This window comes from Novipirellula rosea, assembly GCF_039541335.1.
Lineage (GTDB): Bacteria > Planctomycetota > Planctomycetia > Pirellulales > Pirellulaceae > Novipirellula > Novipirellula rosea.
This window is the reverse complement of record NZ_BAABGA010000030.1, coordinates 129,435-154,972: the sequence shown is the minus strand read 5'-3', so window position 1 is coordinate 154,972 and position 25,538 is coordinate 129,435. Positions and strand designations below refer to the sequence as shown.

The window sequence follows — 25,538 nt, the reverse complement described above, 5'->3', positions numbered from 1 at the left end:
TCTTCATTTGCAATGCCAATTTACGTCCCATCGCCCGAGTCGACGATACGCAAACATGTGGATCACATGTTGTTGCATCGCGATGAATTGATTTCGGTGCTGGCAGCCGTCGCCGACGAGATGCCGCGTGGCAAGAGCCGCCGAGAGCTAATCCATGTGGTTGATCAGCTGCGAGCGGGTGCTTCGGCAAACACATTGTTGAGTGATCCCGCGACTGCCGTTTGGTTGACCCACGCCAGCGCGTCCAGCGGAAAAACGTCTCATGCCGCAATCATGATCAATGCCGTCGCGTACGCAAACGCCGAAGCCGACTCGCGGTCGCAATTTCGCTTTGCGATGTTGTATCCGACCATTGTTGTGTCGCTCGCGTTGATCGTGTTGGTGGTGTTGGCTTTCACCGTGGTTCCCTCCTTCGCGAAAATGTACGACGAGTTCGGTTTGCAGCTACCCGCACCGACGCTGCTGCTGATTTGGATTAGCGAATCGATTACCAACGATCCACTTACTGCATTAGCGGTTATTGCGGCAACCGTCGCCGCCGTGTTTGGCGTCTATCAGCTATGCCTTCGTTTCTCATTGGGACTGCGTTTGTTTGGCCGTTTTGCGGCGGGCAATACCGGCAGCGTGGCGGCAATGGCCAAGTTTGTGAACCAATTAGCCGAGATGCTCGAGATGGGCGCATCGGTGCCCGAATCGTTGTGGTTCGCAGGACAGACCTGTGGTAACCGGCACCTTCGAAACCTTGCCGTCCATCTAGCGAATCATGCGAATCAAGGCTCGATGCCCCTGCATGAATCCTCGGTATCACATCAATTGCCTGCGAATGTCATCGATGTACTTTCGGTCGCGCCGGAGATCAAACCCAACACGGTCGTGTTACGTGAAATATCGACGATGTATCGCCAGCGGGCGCGGACACGAGTCAATTGGATGAGCGGCATTGCGTCACCGCTTGCAACGGTGATGGTCGCCGCGGTCGTAGCGTTTGTCGTGTTTTCGCTATTCACACCCCTCGTTAGCCTTGTTACGGGGTTGTCCTAATGATCGACTCAATTTTGATTGCTTTTTACACCTGGACTCGGCGGTGGAAGTTAATGCCGTGGTGGCCCAGTGACACTCGCAGCATGTGTCAGCAATCGCTGATTCGAATGTTAGCGGTGGCAATGTCCCAGCGTCTGGATATGCCGCGAGTCGTTGGCAATCTGGCTCAAGAACACCGTGGTTCTTATCGTCGTCGTCTGCTTCGGCTGGCAAAACGTCTTGGCGAAGGCAGTTCGCTAGTCGAGGCGCTCGAGCAAACGCCGACAGTACTCACCCAGGACGCGGTGTTGGCGATTCGTGTGGCGACCCAAAATGGGACGCTGCCGCAAACACTCGCACGGATGGCACAACACCACGACGAATCACTGAACCGCCGCCAGTCGCATCTGCGCCAGATCGTGATTTACGGGGCGATCATCGCGATGGTGATGACGCCGATCTTACTGTTGGTACTGACCAGTTTGGTTCCGATGCTTTTGAAGATGGTCAACGAAGTCGGTGATGCTGATGGTGAATTTGTACTCCCTTGGACATTCCATTTGCTGAATAGTCTGAGTGCGTTTGTTTCTAACGCCGGGTTGTGGATAGGACTCGCCTTCATTGCCTCGGTCGTGTTGGCGCTTAGTCCGCTTTCAGACGTACTTCGTCGGTTCGCCAATCGAATGATTCCGTCGGCAGACGCGACGGGACGCAATGCGGAACTCTTGCGTGTGTTGGCCGATAGCATCGATGCCGGACGTCCCATGCCAAGCGCGGTGTCGACGCTGGCTCGTTATCACTTTGATCCACGCATTCGCCAACGTTTGTTACTGGTTCGCAACGAAGTCGAACAAGGGGCCGATTTATGGAGCAGCATGGCCGACGCACGTTTGATCACCGCGGCTGAGGCAACTGCGATCACACGGCTCAATTCGAAGCCGGCAATCAGTTGGATGTTGCGGCGTTTGGGACAGTGGAAACGCGAGCAATTTGATCGTCGTTGTGAGCGGTGGCTGAGCCTTGTGCATCCTGTCTTGATCATTCTGGTCGCATCCATCGTGGTGCTAGTGTGCGTGGGGTTCTTTGAGTTCCTGATTCAGCTGACCTATTTTGTTTCGAAGCCTCAATTTGAATTATGAACATTATTACAAGACAAATCGGCGGTCGACAGCGGCTTGGGCGACCTCGCCAGCGTCGCGGGGCTACGTTGTTTGAACTGATGGTCACCGCGACCTTGGTGGTCAGCGGCGTCGGCTTGGTCGCACCGTTAACGGTTCGCTGTGGAGGACTGTGGCAACAGACGCGGCATCGCCAAATGGCACTTGATGAATTGACCAATCACATGGAACGGTTAATCGCATTGCCGACCGAGGAGCTCGAAAAAGAAGCCGATGTGGTTGCCGTGTCCGACGCCGCACGTGCGTTGCTTCCCGATGCTGTGATGGAAGCGAAAATTGTCCGCAGCGACAACGAAACGCAATTGCATTTATCCATCGACTGGAAACGCGTCGGCAACCCGGAACCTTTGACGTTGGTGGGTTGGCTCAAAAGCGAGGACGATTAATGAACCGACATCACCAAGGACACACTCTAATTGAATTGATCGTGTCGATGGCCGCTGGCAGTACGCTGTTGGGGCTAGCGATGGGATTGGTTCACCAAACGATGACGATGTCCAATGTCTCAAGCAAACGTGCAAGTCATGATCGTGATTCGCAGCGTTTAGTCGAACAATTCCGCTGGGATGTGCATCACAGTGATGATGTCCGTAGTACAGCCGAGTCGTTTGTTGTGGTGCGAAATGACGGACACATGGTGGACTATCGAAGCGAGGGAAACGATGTGATACGCCGAGAACACCGCGATGGAAACACGATGCGGCGGGAAAGCTACACGCTAGCCGAATCGTATGTCGCGACGTTTTCCAAGAAGCAAGATCAGCAGCAAGCAACGCTCGAAATCCGCTTCGTTCCCGATCAACGCGGTTACTCCGAACGTGTGGATCGGCAAATCACTGCGTCCGCCGGTCGCTACCGTCGTTTGGTAAATCTCGGTGATCGCGAGGACGCTGTGACACGTGCCCAGGAGTCACCATGAGACCTATTTCTACTTCCATCCCAGTAGCCATTGGTGGTCGCAACCGAAGCGGGCGTCGCGGTGTTGTGCTTATCTGTACGCTTGTTTGTTTGATTGTGGTGTCAACACTTGTGATGACTAGCGTGGCATCGGCGGTGCGGGCACAGCGTGAAACCGTGCGTCGACATCAAACAATGCAAACCGAGTGGTTGTTGGATGCGGGGATCAACCGCGCGATCACTCGGATCGCCGCAGACGATTCGTACGAAGGCGAAAATTGGATCCCCGCGTTTGAGAACTCACGCTATGCCAAAGCCAACGTTGAAATCAGCGTTGCTCCGGCCGCCGGCGGTGACGACGCTTCGAATCTTGTCTCGGTCGATGTGATTGCCACGTTGGCACGATCGGTGGACAGTGCCGCAATGGAAATCGCAACCCGCACACAAAAAAGTTACACGTTCCAAGTTTCAAAATCAAATCCTCATTCCGCAGCAACCAACGATGAGTAGAACCATGTATAAACGAACAACGAATCGGCTCGTTTCGACCCTTTCTCCCAACGCTATTCCCAACCTCCGTTCGCGTCGGGGCTACAGCACCAACCCGTCAAGCGGCGGATTCACGCTTGTGGAATTGTTGGTCGTGATCGCGATCATTGGAGTCTTGGTTGGTTTGCTGTTACCCGCTGTGCAGGCGGCCCGCGAGGCGGCTCGTCGATCCTCGTGTCTGAACAATATGATGCAGATTGGGCTCTCGGTGCATCATCACGATTTCAGTCACGAGCGGTTGCCGGCCGGCGTGATCAGCGAAACAGGCCCCGTGAGGAATGAGCCGATTGGCAAGCACATTAGTTGGATGGTGCAAATCTTGCCGTTCATTGAGCAGCAAAGCATGTTTGAGCACTTTGATCAGGAAGCCGGTGTCTATGCCACGGTCAATAGCCCGGTACGGGTAAGAAACGTGCCCACGTACTTATGTCCATCGTTTCCGTCGGTAAAGTCCGACTTCTCGATTCCGCTCGGCGACAGCATGGAACCGGGGTATGCGGCGATCTCGAACTATGCGGGCTGCCATCATTCGGTCGAGGCTCCGATCGACTCGAACAACAATGGGATGCTGTTTTTAAACAGCCATTTGCGATACAGCGACATCCGTGACGGTAGCTCGCAAACCATCATGATTGGCGAAATGATTCCGTACCGCAATTCACTTGGATGGTGTTCCGGAACTCGAGCGACGCTTCGCAATACGGGCTCGAAGATCGAAGGTCCCGATCGCTATTTTGATCTCAGTATTCAAAGCGATCGTGAATTGGGGTCGCTCAAAGTGGGCGGTTTTGGAAGCTCGCATCAAGGCGGCGGGAACTTTGGTTTCGCGGACGGTTCGACACGATTCCTAAGTCAATCGATTGACCCGGCATTGTTCACGCAACTCGGCGACCGTGCCGACGGTGAATTGTTGGTTCAAGATAGCTGGTAACCCGACTTACCGAATCCTTCGATTCGGTTGCCGATCGTTACGCAGACCCAGCGTCGGACGCGGCATCGTGGTTGTAATGGTCCCGGTACTCGGCTTGGACCTTCAAAATCTCGGGTACCGCAGCGAAAAAGGCGTCCAAGACTCGGGGGTCAAAGTGGGTGCCGCGGCTCTCTTCGAGGATCGAGAAACATTTCTCGCGTGGCATCGCTTGTTTGTAAGGACGTTCGGATGCGAGTGCGTCATAGACGTCCGCCACGGCGGTGATGCGGCCTTCCAATGGGATGTCTTCGCCAGCCAACCCCAATGGATAGCCTGAACCGTCGAATTTTTCGTGATGCGTCTGTGTGATACTGGCGGCCAATCGCATCAACGAACCACTGTCGCGTTGGACCGGGCATTCCTCTTTTGACGAACGTCGCCGCGAACTGCCGTCGTTGATCGTATGGGGTTTGATAATTTGGTGACCGAGTTTGACATGAGTTTGAATCACGGCAAATTCACTCGGCAGCAATCGGCCGGGTTTCAGCAAGATTGCGTCGGGCACCGCGATTTTACCAACATCGTGAAGTTGGGCGGCAAGCTCAATGTCTTCGACATACCAATCCGGAAGCCCGAGTTTGCTGGCGATCAACCCTGCAAAGCGACCGACTCGAATCACGTGATTTCCAGTGTCGTTATCACGCAGTTCGGCAGCGCGAGCCAAACAGTAAATGACTTCGCGACGTGATCGCTCTAAATCCGCAGTACGTTGTTGGATCGTTTCTTCGAGGTCTTCGGTGTGATGTTGCAGTTGGTCTTGGTAGCACTTGTTCTGTAGCGCATTGCGAACACGAGGCGCCAATTCCATTGGATCAACGGGTTTGATCAAAAAGTCGGTGGCGCCGAGTTCCAAGCAAGACAGCTTGACCGAAGCATCGTCGTTTGCGGTCAGAATCAGTACCGGAAGATGGCGGAATCCGGGACGATTTCGTAGGTCACGCAGAATGTCGATGCCGTTCGCATTGGGCATGTTCACGTCGAGCAGCAAGACGTCGGGACCCGCTGCAATAATCGACTGTAATGCGTTGGCGGTGTCGACGGTCGTCTCAAAATTACTGTATCCAGCCGCTTGCAGGTGTTTTTTGGCAACCAAGACGTTCACCGGCTCATGATCGACAATCATGATCTTACCATCCAACACTTCCACCGGCCGCGCAGCGGACGTCGACGCAGCAGCAAGCGGCAGAGCCGATTGACGCGGAGGCGTGTTTACGGAAGGAGGTAGAGAGGTGGACATTAAGTTGAAAGCGGCAAAGACGTCGGCAAGCGATCGGCGAATCCAATACGGACTTCGTCGCGCAAAAACGAGAGACACTCAGTTCCAAGCATGCGACGTGAATTGCATCGGTATGCGACTGAGCTTGCTGAACGGCGCGAATCAGTGCCGGACGTCGGCACTTTGGACCGATTAAACGGTTTGTAGGGAGTGAAGTTTGCTCAGCGGGGGGATCGCGTGCCATACGTCGCACCCGTCTTTTGACCATCGTTTTGATGGCATCTTTCGCAATCAATGAACGCCATCGCCCGCACCCTATCCGGAATCCGCAAGTTTCCTCCACACTTCTTTGCGAATTCAATGGTTTTTAAAAATCCGCAGAGGCGACTGAATCGTCGTATCGATAGGGCCTCGCGCACTCGAGGTGATCGTATTGACAAATGTATGAGAAAGAGAGCACCACGATGCTATTTCAATCCCGTTTTGCCTGGAAACGCACGCTAGTCATCATCATGTTTGCTGTGATGATCCTGGGGTGCGGTGAGAGTCCAAATTCGCGATTTTCGGGGAAATTGGACATGGTCCAGCCGGCGACGACGTATGAGTCGCAGTCGGGGGTTAGCGCAGAGGGGACGAGACGCCAGGGGCAGAGTTTGGCGAGCATGACGGAATCGACAACGCAGCGCGACGATGGCGATTCCGACGATCAAACATCCGCAAAGACCAAGTCGAATACGAAGACCAAGCGGCGGATCATCTACAACACATCGCTTGGATTGATCGTCAAGGCTTACGCTGATTTTGAAGCCGCGTTGCCTCGGCTAGTGGAATCCGTCGACGGGTTTATTTCTAAAAGTGAGACCGATCGCCGTTACAACGATCGTCAAAGTGGGGCTTGGGTGATTCGCGTTCCGGTCGATCGCTATCACGAATTTGTTAGTGGCGTCAGCGGTTTGGGATTCGCTGAATCACGACGCGAGGATGCTCAGGATGTGACGGAGGAATACGTTGATGTCGAGGCACGTGTGCGTAACAACCGCAAACTCGAGGATCGCATCATCACGATGTTAGAAGAGCGGACGGGCAAGTTGTCGGATGTATTGGAAATCGAGCGTGAACTGGCACGCGTACGAGAAGAAATCGAACGGATGGAAGGCCGACTGCGAGTGCTTGCCGATCGTACCGCCTTGGCAACGGTGACGATTAACGTCCGCGAGGAAAAAGAATACGTTCCGCCGGCGGCACCGACATTCACAGACCGCATTGCGAAAGCGTTTAGCGGATCACTGCGTTCGCTGCGTCAACTCGGCGAAAGCATGCTGATTGCACTCATCGCCTTGATTCCTTGGATCATCGCGCTGGGCATTCCCGTCATGGTGGTCGCGGCGATGGTACGGCGGGTGATTCGCAGTCGCAGAGCGATTTAGCGGCGCTTCGCGTTTTGTAGTTTACTGACGTGATGCAAGTACTTGAGCGACACGGGCTGCGATGTCCGCAGTGACGGCGTCCATGGTCGGGGTGCAATCAAGCAATTGCACCTCATCACACTCGGCGGCCATTTGATGGAACGTTTTGCGGATTTCGGTGAGCGCGTCTTCTTGCTCGAACTCGTTCGGCACCTCGCCTCGTGTTTCCGAGATCCGCTGCAGTGCCACCGAGACCGGCAAATCAAAGAATAGCGTCAGATCAGGGATCGGAAACTCGGCCCGCATATGAGACAACAGGGCTGCGGTATCAGCGCCCCGGATACCTTGGTACGCGACGGTCGAATAGAAATAGCGATCGACGATCACGATTTGGCCGGCGCCGAGTGCGGGTTGAATGAGGGTGGAAACATGTTCACGACGATCGTTGACAAAAGCACTGAGCTCGTCGTCCAACGACAATCGGCCTGTCGTGGCGCTGTTGCGAATCATCTTGCCCCATCGTCCGTCGGTCGGTTCGCGTGATTGGGTGACTCCGAAGCCTTGTTCACGCAGCGAATCGCACAATCGTTGGACTTGGGTCGATTTTCCGGCACCGTCAATGCCGTCAATGACAATAAAAACGCCGCGATTGGAAGCAGAGGTCATAGATAAGAACGGAAAACTGCGGGGGATTCTTCAGGGACGATTAATGTCAGATTCTGACGTTTTTGGCCCGAGATGACAGGGGGCAGGTCCGGCAGAGCGACGAACGAAGCGGTCGCTGTGCCGCGGGCAACGCCATCTACATTGGTAGCGGCACGGCGCAAGCCGTCCGGTTGCAGCGAGTAAAACGTTCGATTTTGACCGGGCGGCTTGCGCCGCACCGCTACCAAACTCGATCAATGGCGTGCGGTGACTGACGGCCCTGGAACGCAATCCCACGATGGCGGACGGATCTTAATTTGATCTGCCGTTGGGCAGGACCACGATGGTGAACCAGTATTCGCCGATATACTTGATCACCTGTTGGAATTGTTTGAAGTCGACCGGTTTCAAGATGTACGAACTGCATCGCAAGTCGTACATCGTCAACAGGTCTTGGTCCGACTCGGATGTGGTCAGCACGACGACGGCGAGGCGGCGAAGTTGTTCGTCGGCGACGATTTCCGCTAACACTTCGCGGCCATCTTTGACCGGCATATTCAGATCTAGCAGGATCAAATCGGGGGTGGGGGCATCGACATAGGGACCTGATTTCCGCAGGAACTGCATGCACTCTTCACCATTCTCGACGCGATGAAGATTTACCGGCAGATCCGACTTGTTGAAGCCACGTCGCGTGATGATCACATCGTCTTCGTTGTCTTCGACCAACAGCACTTCGGCCGGTCGACCACTATCGGCGATTTTCATGTGTCCCCCATTGCGTTGTCGTGTCCGATGCTGATCGCATCGGGACTCTCGGCGTCGAATTGGTCAATCGGAGAATGGTTTACCGGGATCGTAAACACGAACGTACTTCCTTTGGCTTCTTGCGATTTTACTGAAATTTCTCCGCCATGGCGGTTGACGATACGGCGGCAAACGGCCAATCCAATTCCGGTACCGGGGTAAGCGGTTTGAGTGTGTAAGCGACGAAAAATTTCAAACACGCGTTCGTGGTGCTGCGGGCTGATACCGATGCCGTTGTCTTGCACGAAAAGGGTGTGAAATTCGTCGCTGGTTTCGGCCCACACGTGCACCTCGGGCGGTTCGTCGCCGTGGTACTTGACGGCGTTGCCAATCAAATTGGTCAACAGTTGAGCCATTTGCGACTTATCGGCCTGAATCGTAGGCAAATCATCACGTGTCACGCGAGCCCCCGTTTCGGCAATCGAGGAACTTAACATCTCAAGGGCGTCGTCGAACGCATCATTCAGAGACGTTGGTTGGAAGGGGGCCGCTCGGGATTCGACGCGAGAATAGCCCAACAGATCACGAATCAACTGCTGCATCCGGTGAGCTCCCTGCACAATCCGCTGCAGATAGTCGTCCGCGGTAGCGTCGAATTTTCCTGCATAATCGTCTTGCAAGAACTGGGCAAAGTTAGCGATGGCTCGCAGCGGAGTCTGAAGGTCGTGAGAGGCGACGTAGGCAAATTGCTGCAAATCAATGTTGCTTGAATGCAACGCATCGACGGTCCGTGACAGTTCGCCGTTGAGCCACTCGAGAATCTTTTCGTTTTCGATCTGTTCGTGGATGTCAATATGCACGCCGATCAATCGGATAGGGTTTCCCGATTCGTCAAATTCGCCGTGCCCTTGGGACAGAATCCAGCGATAGGTGCCATTTTCGCAGCGTAGGCGAAACGTCGATTGGTACACATCGCCCCGTTCGGCAAAGTATTTCTTGACGCACTGCAGCGCTTCGTCGTGGTCATCCGGATGAAGTCGAGCTTCCCAGTCGCGAAAATTGGTCCAAGGCATCTCCGGATCATAGCCCAATTGCGTCTTGGCAGTCTTGGAAAAGTAGACTTCGTTGGTGACGGCATCCCAGTCCCACAATCCCACATTGGCGCCTTCGAGCGCCAAATCCAAACGGTCTCGCATCGCAACAAGCTCTTGATCGTGCAGTGCGACTCGGTCTTCGAGCTCCTCGTACATTTTGGTTTGTAGGTGTTCGCGTCGTTTCCGATCCGATGTATCGACGAATGTCACCACTGATCCGCCCAGCGTGCCTTCGACATGGACCGGATAGGACCAATATTCAACCGAAAACGAGCTGCCGTCCTTTCGCCAAAAGTGCTCGTCGTCTACGTGCACACTCTCGCTATTGCGAAACGCTTTGTAGATCCGGCAATCGGATTGGGGATACGGCGTGCCGTCGGTGCGGGTGTGGTGAATCAATTGGTGCATATTGGCTCCAAACAATTCTTCCGGTGTCTCGTAACCAAGCAAGCGGGCGCAAGTCGTGTTGGCAAACGTGCATCGCCCCTGCAGATCGATACCGTAGATGCCTTCGGCGGTCGAATTCAGGAGTGTTGTGATTTGCTGGTCACGTTTTTGCAGCTCCTCGAGCGTCGCTTTGTGATCGGTGATGTCGCGGATAAAGGCACTGTATTGGTTGCCGTCGGTGCAGCGGAGCACGATCATGCTCAATTCGATCGGAAACTCTTCCCCATTGCGGCGTATACCGGACATTTCCACGCGTTGATTCTTGATCGTGGCGGTGCCGGTTTGGTCAAAATGTTGCAGACGACGAAGATGCTCTGCTCGGAAGCGTTCGGGAATAATCAACTCCGCTAACGATTGCCCCAATGCCTCCTGGCGTGTCCAACCGAACGTGTGCTCGGCTTGTTTGTTCCATTCAGTGATCTGGCTGCGATCGTTGAACATGATCACCGCATCCAGAGCGGCATCAATGGTCAATTGGCAACGTTCTTGGACCTCCGTGAAACGGCTGTGCTCGGATTTCAATTCCTGCTGCAAATGTTCGCCGAGCAAATTGCTGGTATTGCGTTGCGCGTCCAACGACAGCGCTCGCGAGCAGAGACCAGCGGTAATCCAGATCGCCAGCAGCGATAGAATGCGATTCCAAATCGCCTCGGTCCAATCTCCGTCTCCGGGCGAGAGGTACCATCCCAGCGGCGTCAGCAGACTGCAGACGACGGCGGCGATCAAGACATCGTTTCGGCGGTGAGTTGCGTAGGCGATCCAGACGGCAACGATGTAAAGCACGCTGACGGCGGTATTTTGCTCGACATTACAGTCAATTAGAAAGACAGCCGTCGCAACAGCCGCAGCGATGACGAGTCCACGATGATTGGAATTAGTGGCGTTCAAACGTTCAGCGTGTTCGAAAAGGGATAAGGCAGCGTCCGTCGCTAAATTTTAACCCATTCTCGGCTGGCGGGTTGGACGTCCCCTCCGTTTCCTTGCTGTTTTTTCGAGTCGGCTTTAGCGAGGATTTACCGTCGCACCAACGTTTTGGTGTGGCGAATCCGCGTCCAGCGAATCGGCTGCAATCCAACCACTCATCAACACCATCGGCATTCCCGGCCCAGGGTGTGCCGCGCCGCCAGCCAAGTACAAGCCCGCGATATCGCGGCGGCGGTTCGCCGGTTTGAACGCGCCCAAGTATTTTCCGTGGCTGGCCAATCCGTAAATCGCGCCGTTGAGCACGCGATAGCGATGGTGAATGTCCTCGGGAGTCAGCGCCGATTCGTAGACGATTGCGTCGCGAAGTCCGCTCATCCCCGCGGCCGATTCCAATTTGTCCAAAATCGTCTCGCGGTACGCTGGCAACATCGCGTGCCAATTATGATTTGGACGCAAGTAAGGCGTATGCACCAAAACGTACAACGCCTCGCAACCGGGCGGCGCCACACTCGGTTCGCTGATCGCCGGAGCACAGACATAGGCCGATGGATCCGGTGCCGGTTCGCCTTTGTTGTAGATAAAGTCGAACTCTTGTTCAGGATCACGCGAAAAGACAAAATTGTGATGCAGCAACTGCGAATAACGACGATTTAGTCCCAGATACAACACGACACCGCTGCAGGCCGGTTCGTGGGAACGGGATTTGTCAAACCTTGCCGATTCCGCGGTGCCGTCCAGCAGTTCACGATAGGTTCGCACCGCATCGCAATTACTAACAATCGCGTCACATTCGATTGTTTCACCGCTGGCGGTCACCACGCCGGTGACTCGAGTCGATCCGGCCGCGTGTGACGAGGCGGTGGTGATTCGCATCACGTCGGTTCCGGTGCGAAAGGTGACTCCCAATTCTTCGGCCAATTTTGTCAGAGCTTCGGGCACTGCCCGTGTGCCTCCGATCGGATACCAGATGCCCTCGTCGGTCTGCATGTGCGCGATTCCGCAGAGCACCGCGGGGGACGCGTACGGCGAGGATCCTACGTACTGCGTAAAGTGGTCCATCATTTGCGCCACACGGGTGTCACTGACATGTTGTCGAACCACCGACGCCACACTTTTGCCCATTCGCAACGCCATCACATCGCTCAACACGGCGGCCGAGAATGCTCCGCCGACTTGCATCGTATCTCGCAACCCGCCGACGCTACGCCAGAAAAAGAAGCGATCGGAAACGCCATGCAGCTTTTCGCTGATCGACATGAATTTGCGGTAACCTGCACCATCCGACGGCGAACCGGTAAATTGGTCGATGTTGGCCACCATCGAATCGACGTTGGCTACCAAATCGAGCACGGTTTGATCGGCGGTATTATCCTTTTCGAAAAAACAACGCCACTGAGGATCCAGTGGAACCATGCAAAGATAATCCTCCATGTCGCGGCCGGCTTCGGCGAAGATGCGACGCAGCACACTGGGCAGCGTCACAATCGTCGGTCCCATATCAAACCGATAGCCCTGCTCGCTAAGCTCCGCGGCCTTGCCACCGAGCCAGTCATTCTTTTCCAGCAAAGTGACCGAATGTCCGCGTGCGGCCAACACACACGCCGAGCCGAGTCCCGCCAATCCGCCACCAATGACAATCACTTTGCACGCGGGTTTCTTTGTGACACTCATGGTTGCTTGATTCTTCGAGAAAGGTTTCAGTAGAGGGGCAAGGCAGTGGGGGCGTTTTTTGGGGAGCCGTTTTGGATGCGCCAACGGGATCAGGAGATCAGGCGACGCAGCGCTCGCCAACGATCCGAGATCCCTTTGGCATTTAGTAGTTGCAGCACGATGGGCATCTTTTTGCGTGTCGCGTCGTTTCGCGGCAGCAGGTGCAAGGCAAAACGGCCACGGCGCCGGCTGGTTACCTTCGGCACCGTCATCGCCAACAAGCCTTCGTCGCCGCGAGTCACGCCAAAGCCGCTATTTCCCCGTCCACCAAACGGTACGCGGGGGTCCGCCGTTGGCGCGATCAAGTCGTTGATCGCGACCGAGCCCACGTCCAATTGACTCGCCATCGCCACCGCGTCGCGATCGGGACCAAACACCGATGCCGCCAAACGATAGCGGTTTCCATTGATCGCAGCGACAGCGTCTTGGATGTTTGCCAACCGAATGACGCTGATCACGGGAGCAAACAGATCGGCCGATGCAATCGCGTCATCAACACAGACGCGGTCCAGCACCAACGCGTTCATCCTGCCCGAGGATGCCAACATCTCGGCGTCGAAACATGACGTAGCGTCGATTGCGCCGCCAGCGATCGAATTCGTAATCGTTTGAATCACTCCATCGCGTGCGGCCGGATGAATCGCAAATGGCGTGTTGATGGCGGCCAGCTGTTGGCAAAGACCTTTTACGAGCTGGTCGGCGATCGGCGAATCCTCGACAAACAAACGCCGAGGACCGATACAGGTTGCTCCGCTGTTGAGCGTCAGACCGAATTTCACGAATTCACAAACTCGCGTGACAGGGGCAGCGGGCAGCACGACGACGGCATCACATCCGCTTAGCTCCATGATGGCCGGAGTCAACGAGTTCGCTGTTTGCTCGAGTATCTTGCGTCCGGTGTTCGCCGATCCGGTCAACACGACAAGGTCGATTCGATCGCCACCGCAAGCCGTCGACGTAGTGGCCAGAGCTTGTCGCGCGGAATCAACCGACGAATCGAGTTGCACCAACGCATCGGCGGGGACGCCTGCGTCGTAAAAACATTGGACGAGCCTGCGGGTCAATGCTTCGCAGCCTGCGGCCGGTTTCAGTCGCACACGGTTGCCAGCCGCCAGAGCCTGCGCGACTTGAACTCCGACCAAAAACAAGGGATAGTTCCACGTCCCGAGGATCAGTACGGTGCCATGCGGGGCGCGCTGCACCACACTGTGGACTCCCCACATCCAAAACGGACGTCCGACGACGCCGAGCTGGCGAGCCCGCAAGATCGCGGCGCCTTTGCGGCCCAAATAGTGCAGCGCATCGCAGAGTGGAAACAACTCGGCAGTGACGGTTTCGAGCGGATCGGTGCGTTGTTCGCTTGCACACAGTCGCGTGAAGTCTTCGACATGACGAGCGATCGAAAATCGGGTGGCGGCCACCGTTTTACAACGTTGACGGATTGTCAACTCGATCCACGGTTTCGCAGGCCTGTTTTGCACTCGAGCTGCCTTCGTCGGTGTCGCTACGGAAGTCGTATCTGTCTCGGTCAATGGAAAAGGATGCCTAGGCTGCCCCCCCCAATTGTCTTGGTGCGAATCGATCTCAATTTTGGTTTCGTGACTCGGTTGCAGTGAGGGCGGAAGCGAGGATGACAAAATTCTAGTCCGCCGGGAAGCCACCCGGACTGTTTCCGAGGTTTTACCCGCCGCCGATCGCCTTACCCGCCACCGATCGACGGCATTGTTTCGATGAACATCGAATTACGGTCAAGACAGTGGAGGGAAACTTACCCAAATCCGAAGCTTTGCGAACAAAAGGAAGCGGTCTGATCGGCGGACTGTCGGATCGGTGCCTTGTCGGACCGATGGATTGTCGGACCGATGGACTGTCGGATCGGTGCTGTGGTGCACTGGCGAATGGCCGCACTATGCCGCAGGCGACATTCGTTTTTGATGGGGAGTACATGCAAGAGTATCGAACCGATACACTGTGGACCACTGGGCGAGTTCGCTACCGATTTTGGACGGCGGATCGGGTTAGCGGGTGAAGCGTGGCTGCAAGAAGGCGGTTTCGCATTTGGGCGGATTTCGCCACCACGTGGAAGACACCGCGTATCCGCCTTGTTTAGAAATGAACGGTTAAACGAGACGACCGGACCGTTTTTGTTCTTGGGACTGAAAAAACGGAGGGTCGTCGAGACCCTCGCAATGACGCGAGGGTTACAATATAGGCCTGTATGACTGTGAACCACCTCGACGCGAGTCAACTATCTGTGTCGGAATCTTGGAAGCCTGGTATTCATTATTCGCAACTGACGGATGTCGGTATGCGTCGCGCGAATAATCAAGATTCGATGGCGGTGCTGATGGCGGGCAGCCCCGAGCGGTTTCATCATCGCGGGCATCTGTTTGTGGTCGCCGATGGGATGGGGGCTCATGCCGCTGGGGAATTGGCCAGCCGATTGGCGACCGAGCACATTGCAATGCAATATTTTCGCTCGACCGAAGAGGATTCGTCCGAAGCGCTGCGGATTGCCGTGCGAGAATCCAACGCGGAAATTCATCGGCGTGGCCAGCAGAATCCCGAATTTCACAATATGGGCACCACCGCCAGCAGTTTGGCGATTCTGCCTGTCGGAGCGGTCATCGCGCACGTCGGGGATTCGCGAGCCTATCGATTACGCGACGGAGTGCTCGAACAATTGACGTTCGATCATTCGTTGGTTTGGGAGATGGAAGCGAGCGGGCAAATTCATCCCGACAGCGTGTTAGGACAATCGATCCCTAAAAACGTGATCACGCGTTCGCTCGGGCCAAACGCCAATGTTGAAGTCGATTTGGAAGGGCCTTTTGAAATTCAATCGCGGGACCAATTCCTGCTCTGCAGCGACGGTTTATCCGGTCAAGTCGAAGACGAAGAAATCGCGACGCTGATGGATTGTTTGCCCGAGGATTTAGCAACGCGAGTTTTGGTCGATTTGGCCAACCTTCGAGGCGGCCCGGATAACTCGACCGTCATTATCGTTCGTGTGGGAGAGGATTTCGCGGAAATCATTGGAAAGCCGTCTCAATCGAAACGGCACTCACGAAAACAGGAACCGGCGGCAGTCTCACCGCTGTTGATTGGGACGGCTGTGATTTGTTTTCTCGGTGCGTTAGGGCTGGGCCTCGCGATGACCGTGCTGCAGACGCCGGTCAGCAAAGCATTGGGACCGATGATAATCGCGTTTATCCTCGGAGTGATCGCTGCGGGTTTCTGTGTCGCACAATATCTGCAGAGCAAACCGAAGCACAAGACGCGGCCGCTGGCGAAAACGCCGGGCGGCAAGGGCCCTTATCGCCGCTATCAAGCTAAACCCAACAAAGAGATCTATGATCGGTTGGGTGAAACGGTAGAAGAACTTCGCACCGCCGCTTCGCAACGAAATTGGTTGATGGATTGGGGCAAAATCGACAAACTGCAAAAACAAGGCAATGCGTCTGTCGAAGCGGGGCAGTTCAAGCGGGCTATTCGCTTGCAGGCCGAAGCGATCATTGAAACGATGCATCAACTGCGAGAACTAAATAATCGCGCCGCGAATGAAACCGACATTGAACGATAACGGTTTTCGCAGAACGATCCAACGCATCCCCTCACGCTTCGGATGCCCATTGACGTAGCAGTTTTCGCGGCACTCCGATCGGGACGACTTCAATATCGCCCAATCGCGATTGCGTCCCTTCAAACTCGAAGCCAATTTTCGGGGCGACAAACGTGATCGTCAATTCCGCTTGGAAGGTATGAGGGTCCGCTTCGCCGCTGTCGACATCCATTCCCGTCGGCACATCGATGGCAATTCGAGTCGCCTTGGTTTGGTTGGCGATTTTGACGGCGTCGGCGTAAATTCCTCGTAGCGGCCCCGTCGCTCCGGTACCGAGCAGACAATCGACGATCACCTCGCAATCGTGTAAATGGGATTCCATCACTTCGGCAGTAGTGGCGACTTGCACGTCAAGTTCAGCCTTTTGGGCAATCGCCGCGTTGGCGGCGGCATCACCTGACAAGGCGTCAAGCTCGACGACCGAAACCACTCGCACTTGGCGCTGCATCAAGTCCAAATGACGCGCAATCACGTAGCCGTCGCCGCCATTGTTTCCTTTGCCACACAGGATCACGACGCGGCCGGTGGCGGCATTTCGCTGGATCACCTCGGCCGCCCCCCGACCTGCATTTTCCATCAATACCAATCCGGACATCCCATAGTTCTCGATCGCTTGCTGGTCGACCGATCGGATTTGTTCACGGCTAAGAGATTTAATTTTCATCGTGGAGGGCCAAACATGTTTTGCGGAAAATGAGTCGGTTTGTCTATAATCGATGCAAAGAACACTTACCTATCGGGATTCTACAAGACGATGCCCCTCTACGAATACGAATGTAAACCCTGCAATCAGGTGGTCGAAGTATTATTGCGTCGTGAAGACGAAGTTGCTGAATGCCCTCATTGTGGCAATAAGAAGATGGAACGGCAATTAAGCGTGACTGCGGCTCCGACGGTCCGCAGTGGTGCGTCATTGCCAATGGCGGGCGGCGGCGAAGCATGTGGTGCACCACGCTGCTGTGGCGGCGGCTGCCAAATGTAACGAGAGTGTGATGCAAACGTTTCATCATTTTGCGTATGGTTCCAACATGTCTACTTCGCGGCTTCGCGCGCGATGCCCTAGTGCGATGGTCAGGGGCGTCGGGTTCGTTCGCGGACGAAAACTACTGTTTCACAAACGCGGTATGGACGGAACCGGCAAAGCGAACGCGTTTGCGACCAAAGATGATGACGACATCTTGTGGGGAGTCATCTACGAAACGCTGCTCAGCGAAAAAGAGAACCTCGATCGTTGCGAGTCACTCGGGGTAGGCTACGAACATGCGACAGTCGAGGTGCAAGTTGCGAGTCGCACGGTCACCACGTTTCTGTATCAAGCGATCGCCGATCGTATCGACAACTCGCTTGTCCCCGCCGACTGGTATCACAGCCATGTGATCAACGGAGCGATCGAGCACGGCTTGCCGCTCGAATATCACGCGATGATCGCGAGTGTGATGCCATCGACTCGATTGTCGGCACGTCGCAACGTGTCTCGTTGCAGCGAATGAAACGTTCAAACTAGGCGGAGCGGATTAGGCAGAGCGGGCGCTCGCCGCTCCGCTACTCAAAAACGCTAGCCGGTCGTCGTATCGAGCTCCGCCGCGGGGTCGGTGTCGCAGCTCTCTTCGATGTGATTGATGCGACAGACAATTGCAGAAATATTGTCTTCACCCCCTTCGGCATTTGCCGCTTCGATCAGTTTGGCAACGCAGGTTTGGCTGTTCTCGTTGTCCTTCAAAATCGCCGCGATGCGATCGTCATCGACCATCCCGGTTAGTCCGTCACTGCACAACAGTAGCACGTCACCAGTTCGCAGGGTGCAGCGGACCGCTTCGGGCCGAACTTCTTGGTTGCCACCACCGACACAGTTCCACAGCACATGTCGCCACTGCTCGATAGCCGCGTCGGATTCGCGTAGTGCCCCGGCGTCGATCAATTGCTGAGCGACGGTGTGGTCAGTGGTCAATTGTTTCAGTTTTTGGTCGCGGAGCAGGTAGCAACGGCTGTCGCCGGCGTGTACCACGTACATACGTGATCCGAGCAAGTAGGCCATCGTGACGGTCGTTCCCATACGGCGATGGATGCCCTCGCCGACGGACCAGATTTTACGCTGGACCGATGTCAGCGATTGCGACAGCTCGTCGATAAAGTCTTGTTCATCGTCGGAACATAACTTCAAAAACCAATGCATCATGTCCAATACATATTGGGCGGTCGCTTCAATCGCCGTACGACTGGCGCGTTCACCGTCGCGATGACCGCCCATGCCGTCGGCGATCACAAGCAGGTTGCCTTCTTGACACCCAAACATCTCGCGATTCGCTGCGTCGGGGACATCGGTTCCGCGAACAATCAGCTGGCGACGTAAATCCGCGATTAGAAAGTGATCCTGGTTTTCGGATCGCCTTCTACCGATATCCGAGCCGCCTGAAACGTCGAAAGGGCTGCCGTTCATCCAAAGTTCCTTGTGAGTGCGCGGTGACTGTGTGTGACTCGCTACAGTGCGTGACTCGTTACCGTACGTGATCTGTTCTGCAGTATGGTTTTGGCGGGAAAGAGCAAACGGTGTTCCGTGCGGCGTTGATCGTTCCCGGGTCGGTACAACGTTTGCTGATGCCTTTGCTGTGGTCATTGGATAATTGGGGGAAGTTTTTCCGCCGGCCTTTCCGGCAGTTACCTCTCCACCGACGAAGGAGACTACTGACTAAGGACTGCTGACTTAGGACTACTGACTTAGGACGACATCACCGCTGTTAGCCGTTTGGGCGCTAGCCTCGGTTCAGTGGTGATGAAATCGTGGCAGGCGCCAAAACGGCTAACTAAATCGGTCGTCGCGAAGTTGATGGAGAGATGGCAGAAAACCAGCGGACCTAAGTAGCACGCCAAACCAGATTTTCAATCAAGAGCGACGTCGATGAAGTGGTTCGATATGAGCATGACAGAGGGAACGTGGCGGATACCACGTTGGGGTCTGTTTCCCCTATTGCTGTGGGGATGCATGTCGCTCGGCGGTGGCTGCTCGCGGTCACCGAGTGACCGCGAAGCCGATCGGGTTCGCAGTGAAGCGGATCGCAAGGCCGAGATGACTCGCAAGGGCGTTGAAATGCTGGCCGAGGAAACTCGCCAACGTGATGACCGGCCGCAAGCCGAGCTGGAGCGAATTGCTGACCGCGTTGAAGTCGAAGGCGAGGCATTGGCCGAGCAAGTCGAAGCGGAAGCCGAGGTGAAGGCGGACCGGATCGAAGCATCATCCGAAAACAACGTGAATGAATGATCAGCGAGCAGTGTGAACGCGGTCGAAGCTCAGCCGACGACCCGCGTTCCGGCGGTGTTGTAGTAACAGAGATTACATTTTGGAGGGCGCGTCAAAGCAGGCGGTGGCTGTTTACCCCGGTGTGGCGGCTCGGTTTGGTCGCTAGCATCTGGGAGAACAATCGGAACCCACGTTCCCATAACACCCCCAATCGGTCTATTATTGATTGTATGGACGAATCAGGAAGTGAATTTCTAGAGCTTCTCGAGCGGGTCCGCATCGGTGACGAGGCGGCTACAGAGACGTTGTGGAACGACTATTACCACAGTTTGGTGCGTTTGGCAGCGAAACGAATGCCCCCCAATTTGCGGCGAACCGCGGATGAAGAAGATATCGCGATCGCCGCGTTTCAGAGCTTTATCGCAGGCGTTCGGCGTGATCAATTTCCTGATCTTCACGCTCCCGAGAACCTGTGGGGCCTGCTCATCACGCTGACATCCCGCAAAGTGAACGCCCATTTACGGCATCACACCCGTCAAAAACGGGGGGGAGGCAACATCCGTGGCGAATCGGTTTTCATCGATCCGAACGAACAAGGCCGTGAGGTGGGAATTGGAAATGTCCCCAGCGACGATTCCTCGCCCGATGTGCGAGCCGAGCTCGCCGAGGCCTGCGAAACGCTTCTGGATCAATTAGGTGATGAACAACTTCGCCAAATCGCCGTAATGCGGATGGACGGTTTTCTCGTCGACGAGATCGCGGAACGTTTAGAGCTCAGCAAGCGTGCGGTCGAACGACGCTTGCAATTGATTCGGCGGATGTGGACCGAGGCGAAAGCCGACGAAGCCAAAGCGGACGAAGCCAGCTAAAGAACATGTTGGCTTAAGAAGATGTTGAATCAAACGTTTTGAAGTTGCGTTCTACTTTTTACAACCCGACGCATAAGCCCCGACGCATAAGCAAGGGAAAAACGACAATAGCGTAACTTCAAACAAAGAAAGCAGGGCTGGCGCCAGAACAGGTTGGCGTGAATACGAGAGCTGTTCGAGAAACGCAACGCGGAATGGAAACTGCGAACGCTGGTGTGATGCTGGAGTAAAAAATGATGGATCTGAATGATTTGACCGCAACCGAACTCGCCAGACTTGACGCGATCTGTCTCGATTACGAACAGGCATTGCGAAATGGCAATGCGCCCTCGATCGAAAGTGTGGTCGAAGCAAAAGCGGGAAAACATGCCGACATCTTGCGAAATGAACTGATTGCGGTCCGCGACGAAATTTCCAAAGCGGATTCGACCAATCCCGCGCGATCGGCCTTTGCTTTCACGACGCACGCGATCCCGGTTTCAGGGAGCTCGCCCGAGTCGATCGGCCGCAAAATTGGCCCCTACCTGATCAGCCGTATCCTTGGCCAAGGGGGGATGGGGATCGTGTACGAGGCGATCGACACTCGGCTTGATCGCAAGGTTGCCATCAAGATGTTGTCGATTGGAAAATCGACCCAAGATCAGAAAAAACGGGCTTCGCTGTGTGAACGCTTTGAACGCGAGGCACGTGCGGTCGCTGCATTGAGCCACCCGAACATCGTTGAATTGTTTGATGTGGGGGTGACGGATTCAAATCCCTTTGCAGTGATGGAATTACTCGAAGGCGAGACATTGGACCAATATTTGGCCAAAACATCTTGTCCTGCGGCGACCGTCCGTCAGATCGGAGCCCAGATTGCCGATGCGTTGGCGGTTGCCCACCGCGCCGGTGTGGTGCATCGTGATCTGAAGCCGCAAAATATCATGGTGATGCAGAGTAGTTCGGCCAGCCAAAAGGAGGACGCAGGACCCCCCGCGAAAAATGGGGCATCCGCCCAGCCAATCGCTGTCAAGCTTTTTGACTTTGGGTTGTCCCGATCCGAACGAGGCTTGTTCGACGGTGATCCAGGAGGGCGTACGAGCGAGGGGGTTGTGATGGGGACTCCCGGTTACATGGCTCCGGAGCAGGCGCGAGGCGAGACGGCAGGGCCTCCGGCTGACATCTTTGCGCTCGGCTGCTTGTTGTTCGAAGCGTTTTATGGCAAACGCGCGTTTGATGGCTCCACCGCTAGCGCCCGCTTCGCTTCGACGCTCGAATCGACGCCCGACGTCGATCCACTGCGTCGACGCTCGGACGTCGAACTCGCTGATCTGATCAGCGAATGTTTAAACAAAGAGATTACGAGCCGTCCGGCTTCGGCCCACGACATCGCGCTGCGGTTGCGTCGCCGCGGCCAGGCACTCGATCCCATTGGTCAACATATCGAACACGGCTATGGCGCCGGGGTGTTCGTTCGTCGTCGCTTCTTTGAATTTGTTACCGGTGGCGCACTGGGCGGAATCCTCGGTGGTTTGGCGATGCAGTATCATGCCGAAACACTACGAGACATCGACAGTTTGGCGGTTTTATCCTTCACCAATATGCAGGGCGAGCCGACCCGACTCGCCTCGTTAGCAGCAGGCCAACCGCTGGGGGACCAGAAGATCGATCGCGGCGACGAAATTGCCGTCCTGTTAGTCAATGAACTCAGCCGACTCAAAGACGTGAACGTGACTCCGTTTCGTCCCTTTGTCGCGACCACGCGTGATGAATTCCAAGCGATCGGTCGTGAACTTGATGTCGACGCACTGGTGACCGGAAATTTGACGACCAGCCGGGAGGGCGAACAACTGTGGGACGAAATCAATTTGCGGATTGTGTCCGCACGTACCGGAAATCAATTGTGGGGTCAGACATTTAAGTCCCGTGCCGGCGCAAGTTTGTTACAGCAGTCTCAACTCGCTTCGGAACTGGCGCTCGCAGTCGGTCGCTCGCTGACCTCCTCCGGTGACGAAGGCTCATCGCTGACGGCGGGATCCTTTAGCTGTTTGGTTGACGGTGTCGGGCGAGCCGATCCCGACAGCCCGGAAGGGTTGCGAAAAGCGTTGTCGTGTTTCCAATCGGCACATCGGCAAGACAAAAGCTGGGCTGCCCCGCTGGGCGGCATTGCGTTGACCTCGATCACATTGGCAGCCCAAAGCTCGACCGAGGATTCGATCGCGTTAATCCAAACCGCTAGAGAATCAGCCGAGGAAGCGTTGCAGTTAGATCCTGATTTGACGAACGCCCGGTTGGCCGACGCAATGTTGCTGTGGCAAACATTGTATCGGTACGACGAAGCCGCTAGGATCTTGAACCAGCTGCTTTTGGTCGAGCAGAATTTTTGGCAGGTACATCATCAACTCGGGCTGCTGGAGTTGACGCGGGACAACCAAGCCGAAGCGTTGCATCGGCTACGCGAGGCGACTCAACTAAATCAATTGTCTGTGATTGCCAAGGTCGGGCTCGCCCGTGCTCATTGGTTCTTTGGCAACACCGAGCGTGCGATGGCGGACGCCAAACGGCTGCGTAATGCTTATCCTGATAATCGTCTTGCCCGCGGCTTGCTGATCGATCTGTACGAGCATAGCCGCGATTATGACGCAGCCGCTGCCGAACATGTCGGAATCGACTTCGGAACGAAACTGACGGCGGAAACCTACTATGCTGCTCGTCAAACCGTTGATCTTCAGAAGTATCCCTATGGGCCGTTTGGCACGCAGCTGAACCAAGCGATCTTGGATTCGCGAATCAACGGCGGCATTGACGATGGCGAACTTGGTACGCTCGCCGATTCAACGCCACCGATGTTACCACTGTTGTTGGCAGGACACCCAAGTTTTGCCTCGGCGAAGCGATTGCCTCGCGCCGCCGAGATTCTTCCGTTAACCTATTCGCCCTTTTCGTCGGCGAATGAATAGATCCGGTACGGTTGCAAATCGTCCACTTCGTTAGAAACATCCAGCTCGCCGTTGTCCTTGAAGATCAACACATTGCCGGGCTCTTTCAAGTCGTCACTGCTAACGATGGCGAGCGGGTTTCCACCATCGATCGCAATCACGGTCGAGCGATTGCTGATTTTCGCGTTAGGCAGCTTCTTGATTTCCAAGGTCAACGGATCGATGACATCGGTTGATTCTGCGGTCTTGCTCAGCACCGTACCTTCGGTCGCTTCGATCTGCATTGGGACACGGGTTCTTAGCGCCGCATCAAATTTAGAAACGACCATTTTTACGGTCGGTTCACTTTTCGCATAGGGAATGCTGCGATTTTTGAAGTTCAGCATTTTGATGGATGGCGGAACCACTGGACCGGCAAGCACGGTGTTTTCAGTGGGCAGCGATACCGGCGCACTTGGCTCGCTCCAAGGCGTCCAACGCTCAAAGTCACGGAATTCGCTGATCGATTTGCGAGTGCCCTTTGCTCGTTCGGGTGCGTATTTCTTTTCCGCTTTGGCTTGCAACTCGCTCACCCGATCGTACGCATCAGGATGCAACGTTTTGGCAGCGGGTTGCAGCAGCGGGTTATCGGGAAAGTTAGGGTCCTTCACCGAAACGCGAACGCGATAAACGTATTTGCGACCCGGTTTTGGGGAAAGATTGTCAAAGGAGGAGTAATCAAAGTCGAAAAAGCGGATCAGTTTGTAATTTGACGGATCCTCTTCAACGCCAGCAAACCCGAATGGAGAATTCGTCTGGTAACCACTCTCCATCATCATTCCGCCTTCTCTTCCCACCTCGTTCAAATTCACATCGGTTCGTTTGATATCGATGCCTTCAAAAATGCCACCTTCTCCCATTCGTTTCCACGGATCTTCGACGATGGTTTCGGGCTTCTCAAGCGCTTTGATTTCAAGTTTCGTAAGCATTGGAATCATGGGGTGCAAAGCAAAACTCGAATAGTCTTCCATCAACATCGGAGGGATCCACATGGTCAGCAAATCGTCGCGGTAATCGAACGGCACCAACTCGGGTGCGGTTCCGGCCCAGAGAATGGCAGCGCTCTTCATATGAAATTCGCGATCTTTGCGATCAACCCAGTCGCCTTCGGCAAGTTGGTCGACCGACTTGTCGGTGACGTCAGCCCGCTGCACCTGGAAGTTCCAGTACTTGGGTGTGTCTCGGTCTTCCGGTCGATAGTTCGACGAATCCGCAAGCGATTTACTGAACGATTCATAGATCGCTTTATGCGGCAGCGCCGCCGTCCCGGCTATAAAGCGAGCGACCGTCGGCACGGGCTTCATCACTCCACCGGTTTTGAAATCGGTCAAGGTTGCGGGAACCGAGTAGAGTGAAAATTTGTTTTTGGGATCCAATCGACGGACCGCGGCTCCCGCCATGCTGCCCTCGGGGCCCATCATGCCGGACATCTCCATACCCATCATTCCTGACATGTCTTCGTCCATGCCCATCATTCCCGACATATCTTCGCCGTACATTCCCTCATCACCGGCCATGCCTCGCCCACGCCGCGAACTTCGGCGGGGACGCTCTTTCTTTTCTTCGACGACAATCGGATCGGCAGGCTCGAGTTTCGCCAACTCATACTCCCCATCTTTCGAGCGAACGGCCATCGTGCCGATCACACTCTTCATTTGCAGTTTCAGCGGGGCAAAAAGCTCGGGGTCGCGTCGTTTAAACGAATCGTTTCGTTCGACTTCGATCCATGGAGCGATTTGAGCGTAGCCGACCTTGATATCGACCGGTTTGATCGTTCGCTTGGTCCGCTCGACAATATCAATCGCCAAAGCTTCTCGTTCGGGAATGATCGCGTCGGTATGGTCGTCGTCGACCTCGTTTTTCACACGCGTCGCATCGTCCCGAAGCCGTGTCGGTTCTTGAGTGAACTCGGGCAACTGCATCGCTTGGTATACAAGGAATGCAGAGACGACGGCGAAAATCGCCAAAATGACTTTCTCGACATGCTTGATCGCCAAGTCTTTGATTTTGTTTGAATCCATGTCATTTCCCCGAAAACGGCCCGTGCAGATG

General features: G+C 55.2%; 22 protein-coding genes. 13 read left to right on the top strand and 9 right to left on the bottom strand.

Features of this window, described 5'->3' with window-relative positions; all coding sequences use genetic code 11:
* Positions 1-12: 12 nt before the first annotated feature.
* From ABD971_RS12045 to ABD971_RS12020, 6 genes are read left to right on the top strand one after another with little or no spacing between them, the layout of a single operon-like run.
* On the top strand, positions 13-1,041 hold the full coding sequence (locus ABD971_RS12045) for a type II secretion system F family protein (protein ID WP_345322349.1): 1,029 nt from the start codon (positions 13-15) through the stop codon (positions 1,039-1,041).
* Positions 1,041-2,159: a type II secretion system F family protein gene (locus tag ABD971_RS12040; RefSeq protein WP_345322347.1), complete on the top strand. Its 1,119-nt coding sequence runs from the start codon at positions 1,041-1,043 to the stop codon at positions 2,157-2,159. The genes ABD971_RS12045 and ABD971_RS12040 overlap by 1 nt, the downstream gene beginning before the upstream one ends.
* Entirely contained in the window at positions 2,156-2,584 is a 429-nt protein-coding gene (locus ABD971_RS12035; protein ID WP_345322345.1) for a hypothetical protein, read from the top strand. The genes ABD971_RS12040 and ABD971_RS12035 overlap by 4 nt, the downstream gene beginning before the upstream one ends.
* Positions 2,584-3,117: a PulJ/GspJ family protein gene (locus tag ABD971_RS12030; RefSeq protein WP_345322343.1), complete on the top strand. Its 534-nt coding sequence runs from the start codon at positions 2,584-2,586 to the stop codon at positions 3,115-3,117. The genes ABD971_RS12035 and ABD971_RS12030 overlap by 1 nt, the downstream gene beginning before the upstream one ends.
* Positions 3,114-3,605, top strand: coding sequence for a hypothetical protein (locus tag ABD971_RS12025; protein WP_345322341.1), 492 nt, complete (start codon positions 3,114-3,116; stop codon positions 3,603-3,605). The genes ABD971_RS12030 and ABD971_RS12025 overlap by 4 nt, the downstream gene beginning before the upstream one ends.
* Positions 3,606-3,609: 4 nt before the next feature.
* Positions 3,610-4,575 carry a DUF1559 family PulG-like putative transporter gene (locus ABD971_RS12020; protein ID WP_345322339.1) on the top strand — a complete coding sequence of 322 codons (966 nt, stop codon included), beginning with the start codon at positions 3,610-3,612 and terminating at the stop codon, positions 4,573-4,575.
* 37 nt (positions 4,576-4,612) lie between these two features.
* Here ABD971_RS12020 and ABD971_RS12015 read toward each other — a convergent pair whose 3' ends face one another.
* Entirely contained in the window at positions 4,613-5,851 is a 1,239-nt protein-coding gene (locus ABD971_RS12015) for an HD-GYP domain-containing protein (RefSeq protein WP_339945629.1), read from the bottom strand.
* 443 nt (positions 5,852-6,294) lie between these two features.
* Here ABD971_RS12015 and ABD971_RS12010 point away from each other — a divergent pair, with 443 nt between their 5' ends.
* Complete coding sequence (locus ABD971_RS12010; RefSeq protein WP_345322337.1) at positions 6,295-7,257, top strand: DUF4349 domain-containing protein; 963 nt, start codon at positions 6,295-6,297, stop codon at positions 7,255-7,257.
* 21 nt (positions 7,258-7,278) lie between these two features.
* Here the strand turns inward: ABD971_RS12010 and tmk are convergent, their stop codons facing one another.
* From tmk to ABD971_RS11985, 5 genes are all read right to left on the bottom strand, one after another.
* Positions 7,279-7,902, bottom strand: coding sequence for a dTMP kinase (gene tmk / locus ABD971_RS12005; RefSeq protein ID WP_345322335.1), 624 nt, complete (start codon positions 7,900-7,902; stop codon positions 7,279-7,281).
* 291 nt (positions 7,903-8,193) lie between these two features.
* Positions 8,194-8,649 (bottom strand): response regulator, encoded by a 456-nt coding sequence (locus tag ABD971_RS12000; RefSeq protein ID WP_345322333.1) that lies wholly within the window; start codon positions 8,647-8,649, stop codon positions 8,194-8,196.
* On the bottom strand, positions 8,646-11,057 hold the full coding sequence (locus ABD971_RS11995) for a PAS domain-containing sensor histidine kinase (RefSeq protein ID WP_345322331.1): 2,412 nt from the start codon (positions 11,055-11,057) through the stop codon (positions 8,646-8,648). Before ABD971_RS11995 ends, ABD971_RS12000 begins: the two co-directional genes overlap by 4 nt.
* A gap of 114 nt (positions 11,058-11,171) precedes the next feature.
* Positions 11,172-12,764, bottom strand: coding sequence for a phytoene desaturase family protein (locus ABD971_RS11990; protein ID WP_345322329.1), 1,593 nt, complete (start codon positions 12,762-12,764; stop codon positions 11,172-11,174).
* Between the two features lie 89 nt (positions 12,765-12,853).
* A complete protein-coding gene (locus tag ABD971_RS11985; protein WP_345322327.1) occupies positions 12,854-14,284 on the bottom strand; it encodes an aldehyde dehydrogenase family protein in 1,431 nt (476 codons plus the stop codon).
* A gap of 827 nt (positions 14,285-15,111) precedes the next feature.
* Here ABD971_RS11985 and ABD971_RS11980 point away from each other — a divergent pair.
* Positions 15,112-16,386, top strand: a complete 1,275-nt coding sequence (locus ABD971_RS11980) for a PP2C family protein-serine/threonine phosphatase (protein ID WP_339945644.1) — start codon at positions 15,112-15,114, stop codon at positions 16,384-16,386.
* Positions 16,387-16,417: 31 nt separating this feature from the next.
* On the opposite strand, the gene ABD971_RS11975 is transcribed toward ABD971_RS11980, so the two are convergent.
* Entirely contained in the window at positions 16,418-17,089 is a 672-nt protein-coding gene (locus tag ABD971_RS11975; RefSeq protein ID WP_345322325.1) for an NAD(P)H-hydrate epimerase, read from the bottom strand.
* Between the two features lie 39 nt (positions 17,090-17,128).
* On the opposite strand from ABD971_RS11975, the gene ABD971_RS11970 reads away from it, so the two are divergent.
* Together ABD971_RS11970 and ABD971_RS11965 are read left to right on the top strand one after the other, a co-directional pair.
* Positions 17,129-17,407, top strand: coding sequence for an FmdB family zinc ribbon protein (locus ABD971_RS11970; RefSeq protein WP_345322323.1), 279 nt, complete (start codon positions 17,129-17,131; stop codon positions 17,405-17,407).
* 10 nt (positions 17,408-17,417) lie between these two features.
* Positions 17,418-17,915: a gamma-glutamylcyclotransferase family protein gene (locus tag ABD971_RS11965; protein WP_345322321.1), complete on the top strand. Its 498-nt coding sequence runs from the start codon at positions 17,418-17,420 to the stop codon at positions 17,913-17,915.
* A 65-nt stretch (positions 17,916-17,980) separates the two neighbouring features.
* Here ABD971_RS11965 and ABD971_RS11960 read toward each other — a convergent pair whose 3' ends face one another.
* Complete coding sequence (locus ABD971_RS11960; RefSeq protein WP_345322319.1) at positions 17,981-18,862, bottom strand: PP2C family protein-serine/threonine phosphatase; 882 nt, start codon at positions 18,860-18,862, stop codon at positions 17,981-17,983.
* Positions 18,863-19,321: 459 nt separating this feature from the next.
* Between ABD971_RS11960 and ABD971_RS11955 the strand changes: the two genes are divergently transcribed.
* From ABD971_RS11955 to ABD971_RS11945, 3 genes are all read left to right on the top strand, one after another.
* Positions 19,322-19,681 (top strand): hypothetical protein, encoded by a 360-nt coding sequence (locus tag ABD971_RS11955; RefSeq protein ID WP_345322317.1) that lies wholly within the window; start codon positions 19,322-19,324, stop codon positions 19,679-19,681.
* A 209-nt stretch (positions 19,682-19,890) separates the two neighbouring features.
* A complete protein-coding gene (locus tag ABD971_RS11950) occupies positions 19,891-20,529 on the top strand; it encodes an ECF-type sigma factor (protein WP_339945655.1) in 639 nt (212 codons plus the stop codon).
* A 233-nt stretch (positions 20,530-20,762) separates the two neighbouring features.
* Positions 20,763-23,468 (top strand): protein kinase domain-containing protein, encoded by a 2,706-nt coding sequence (locus ABD971_RS11945; protein WP_345322314.1) that lies wholly within the window; start codon positions 20,763-20,765, stop codon positions 23,466-23,468.
* Here the strand turns inward: ABD971_RS11945 and ABD971_RS11940 are convergent.
* Entirely contained in the window at positions 23,438-25,507 is a 2,070-nt protein-coding gene (locus ABD971_RS11940; protein ID WP_345322313.1) for a hypothetical protein, read from the bottom strand. The two genes, ABD971_RS11945 and ABD971_RS11940, sit on opposite strands and share 31 nt — an antisense overlap.
* Between the last annotated feature and the right edge of the window lie 31 nt (positions 25,508-25,538).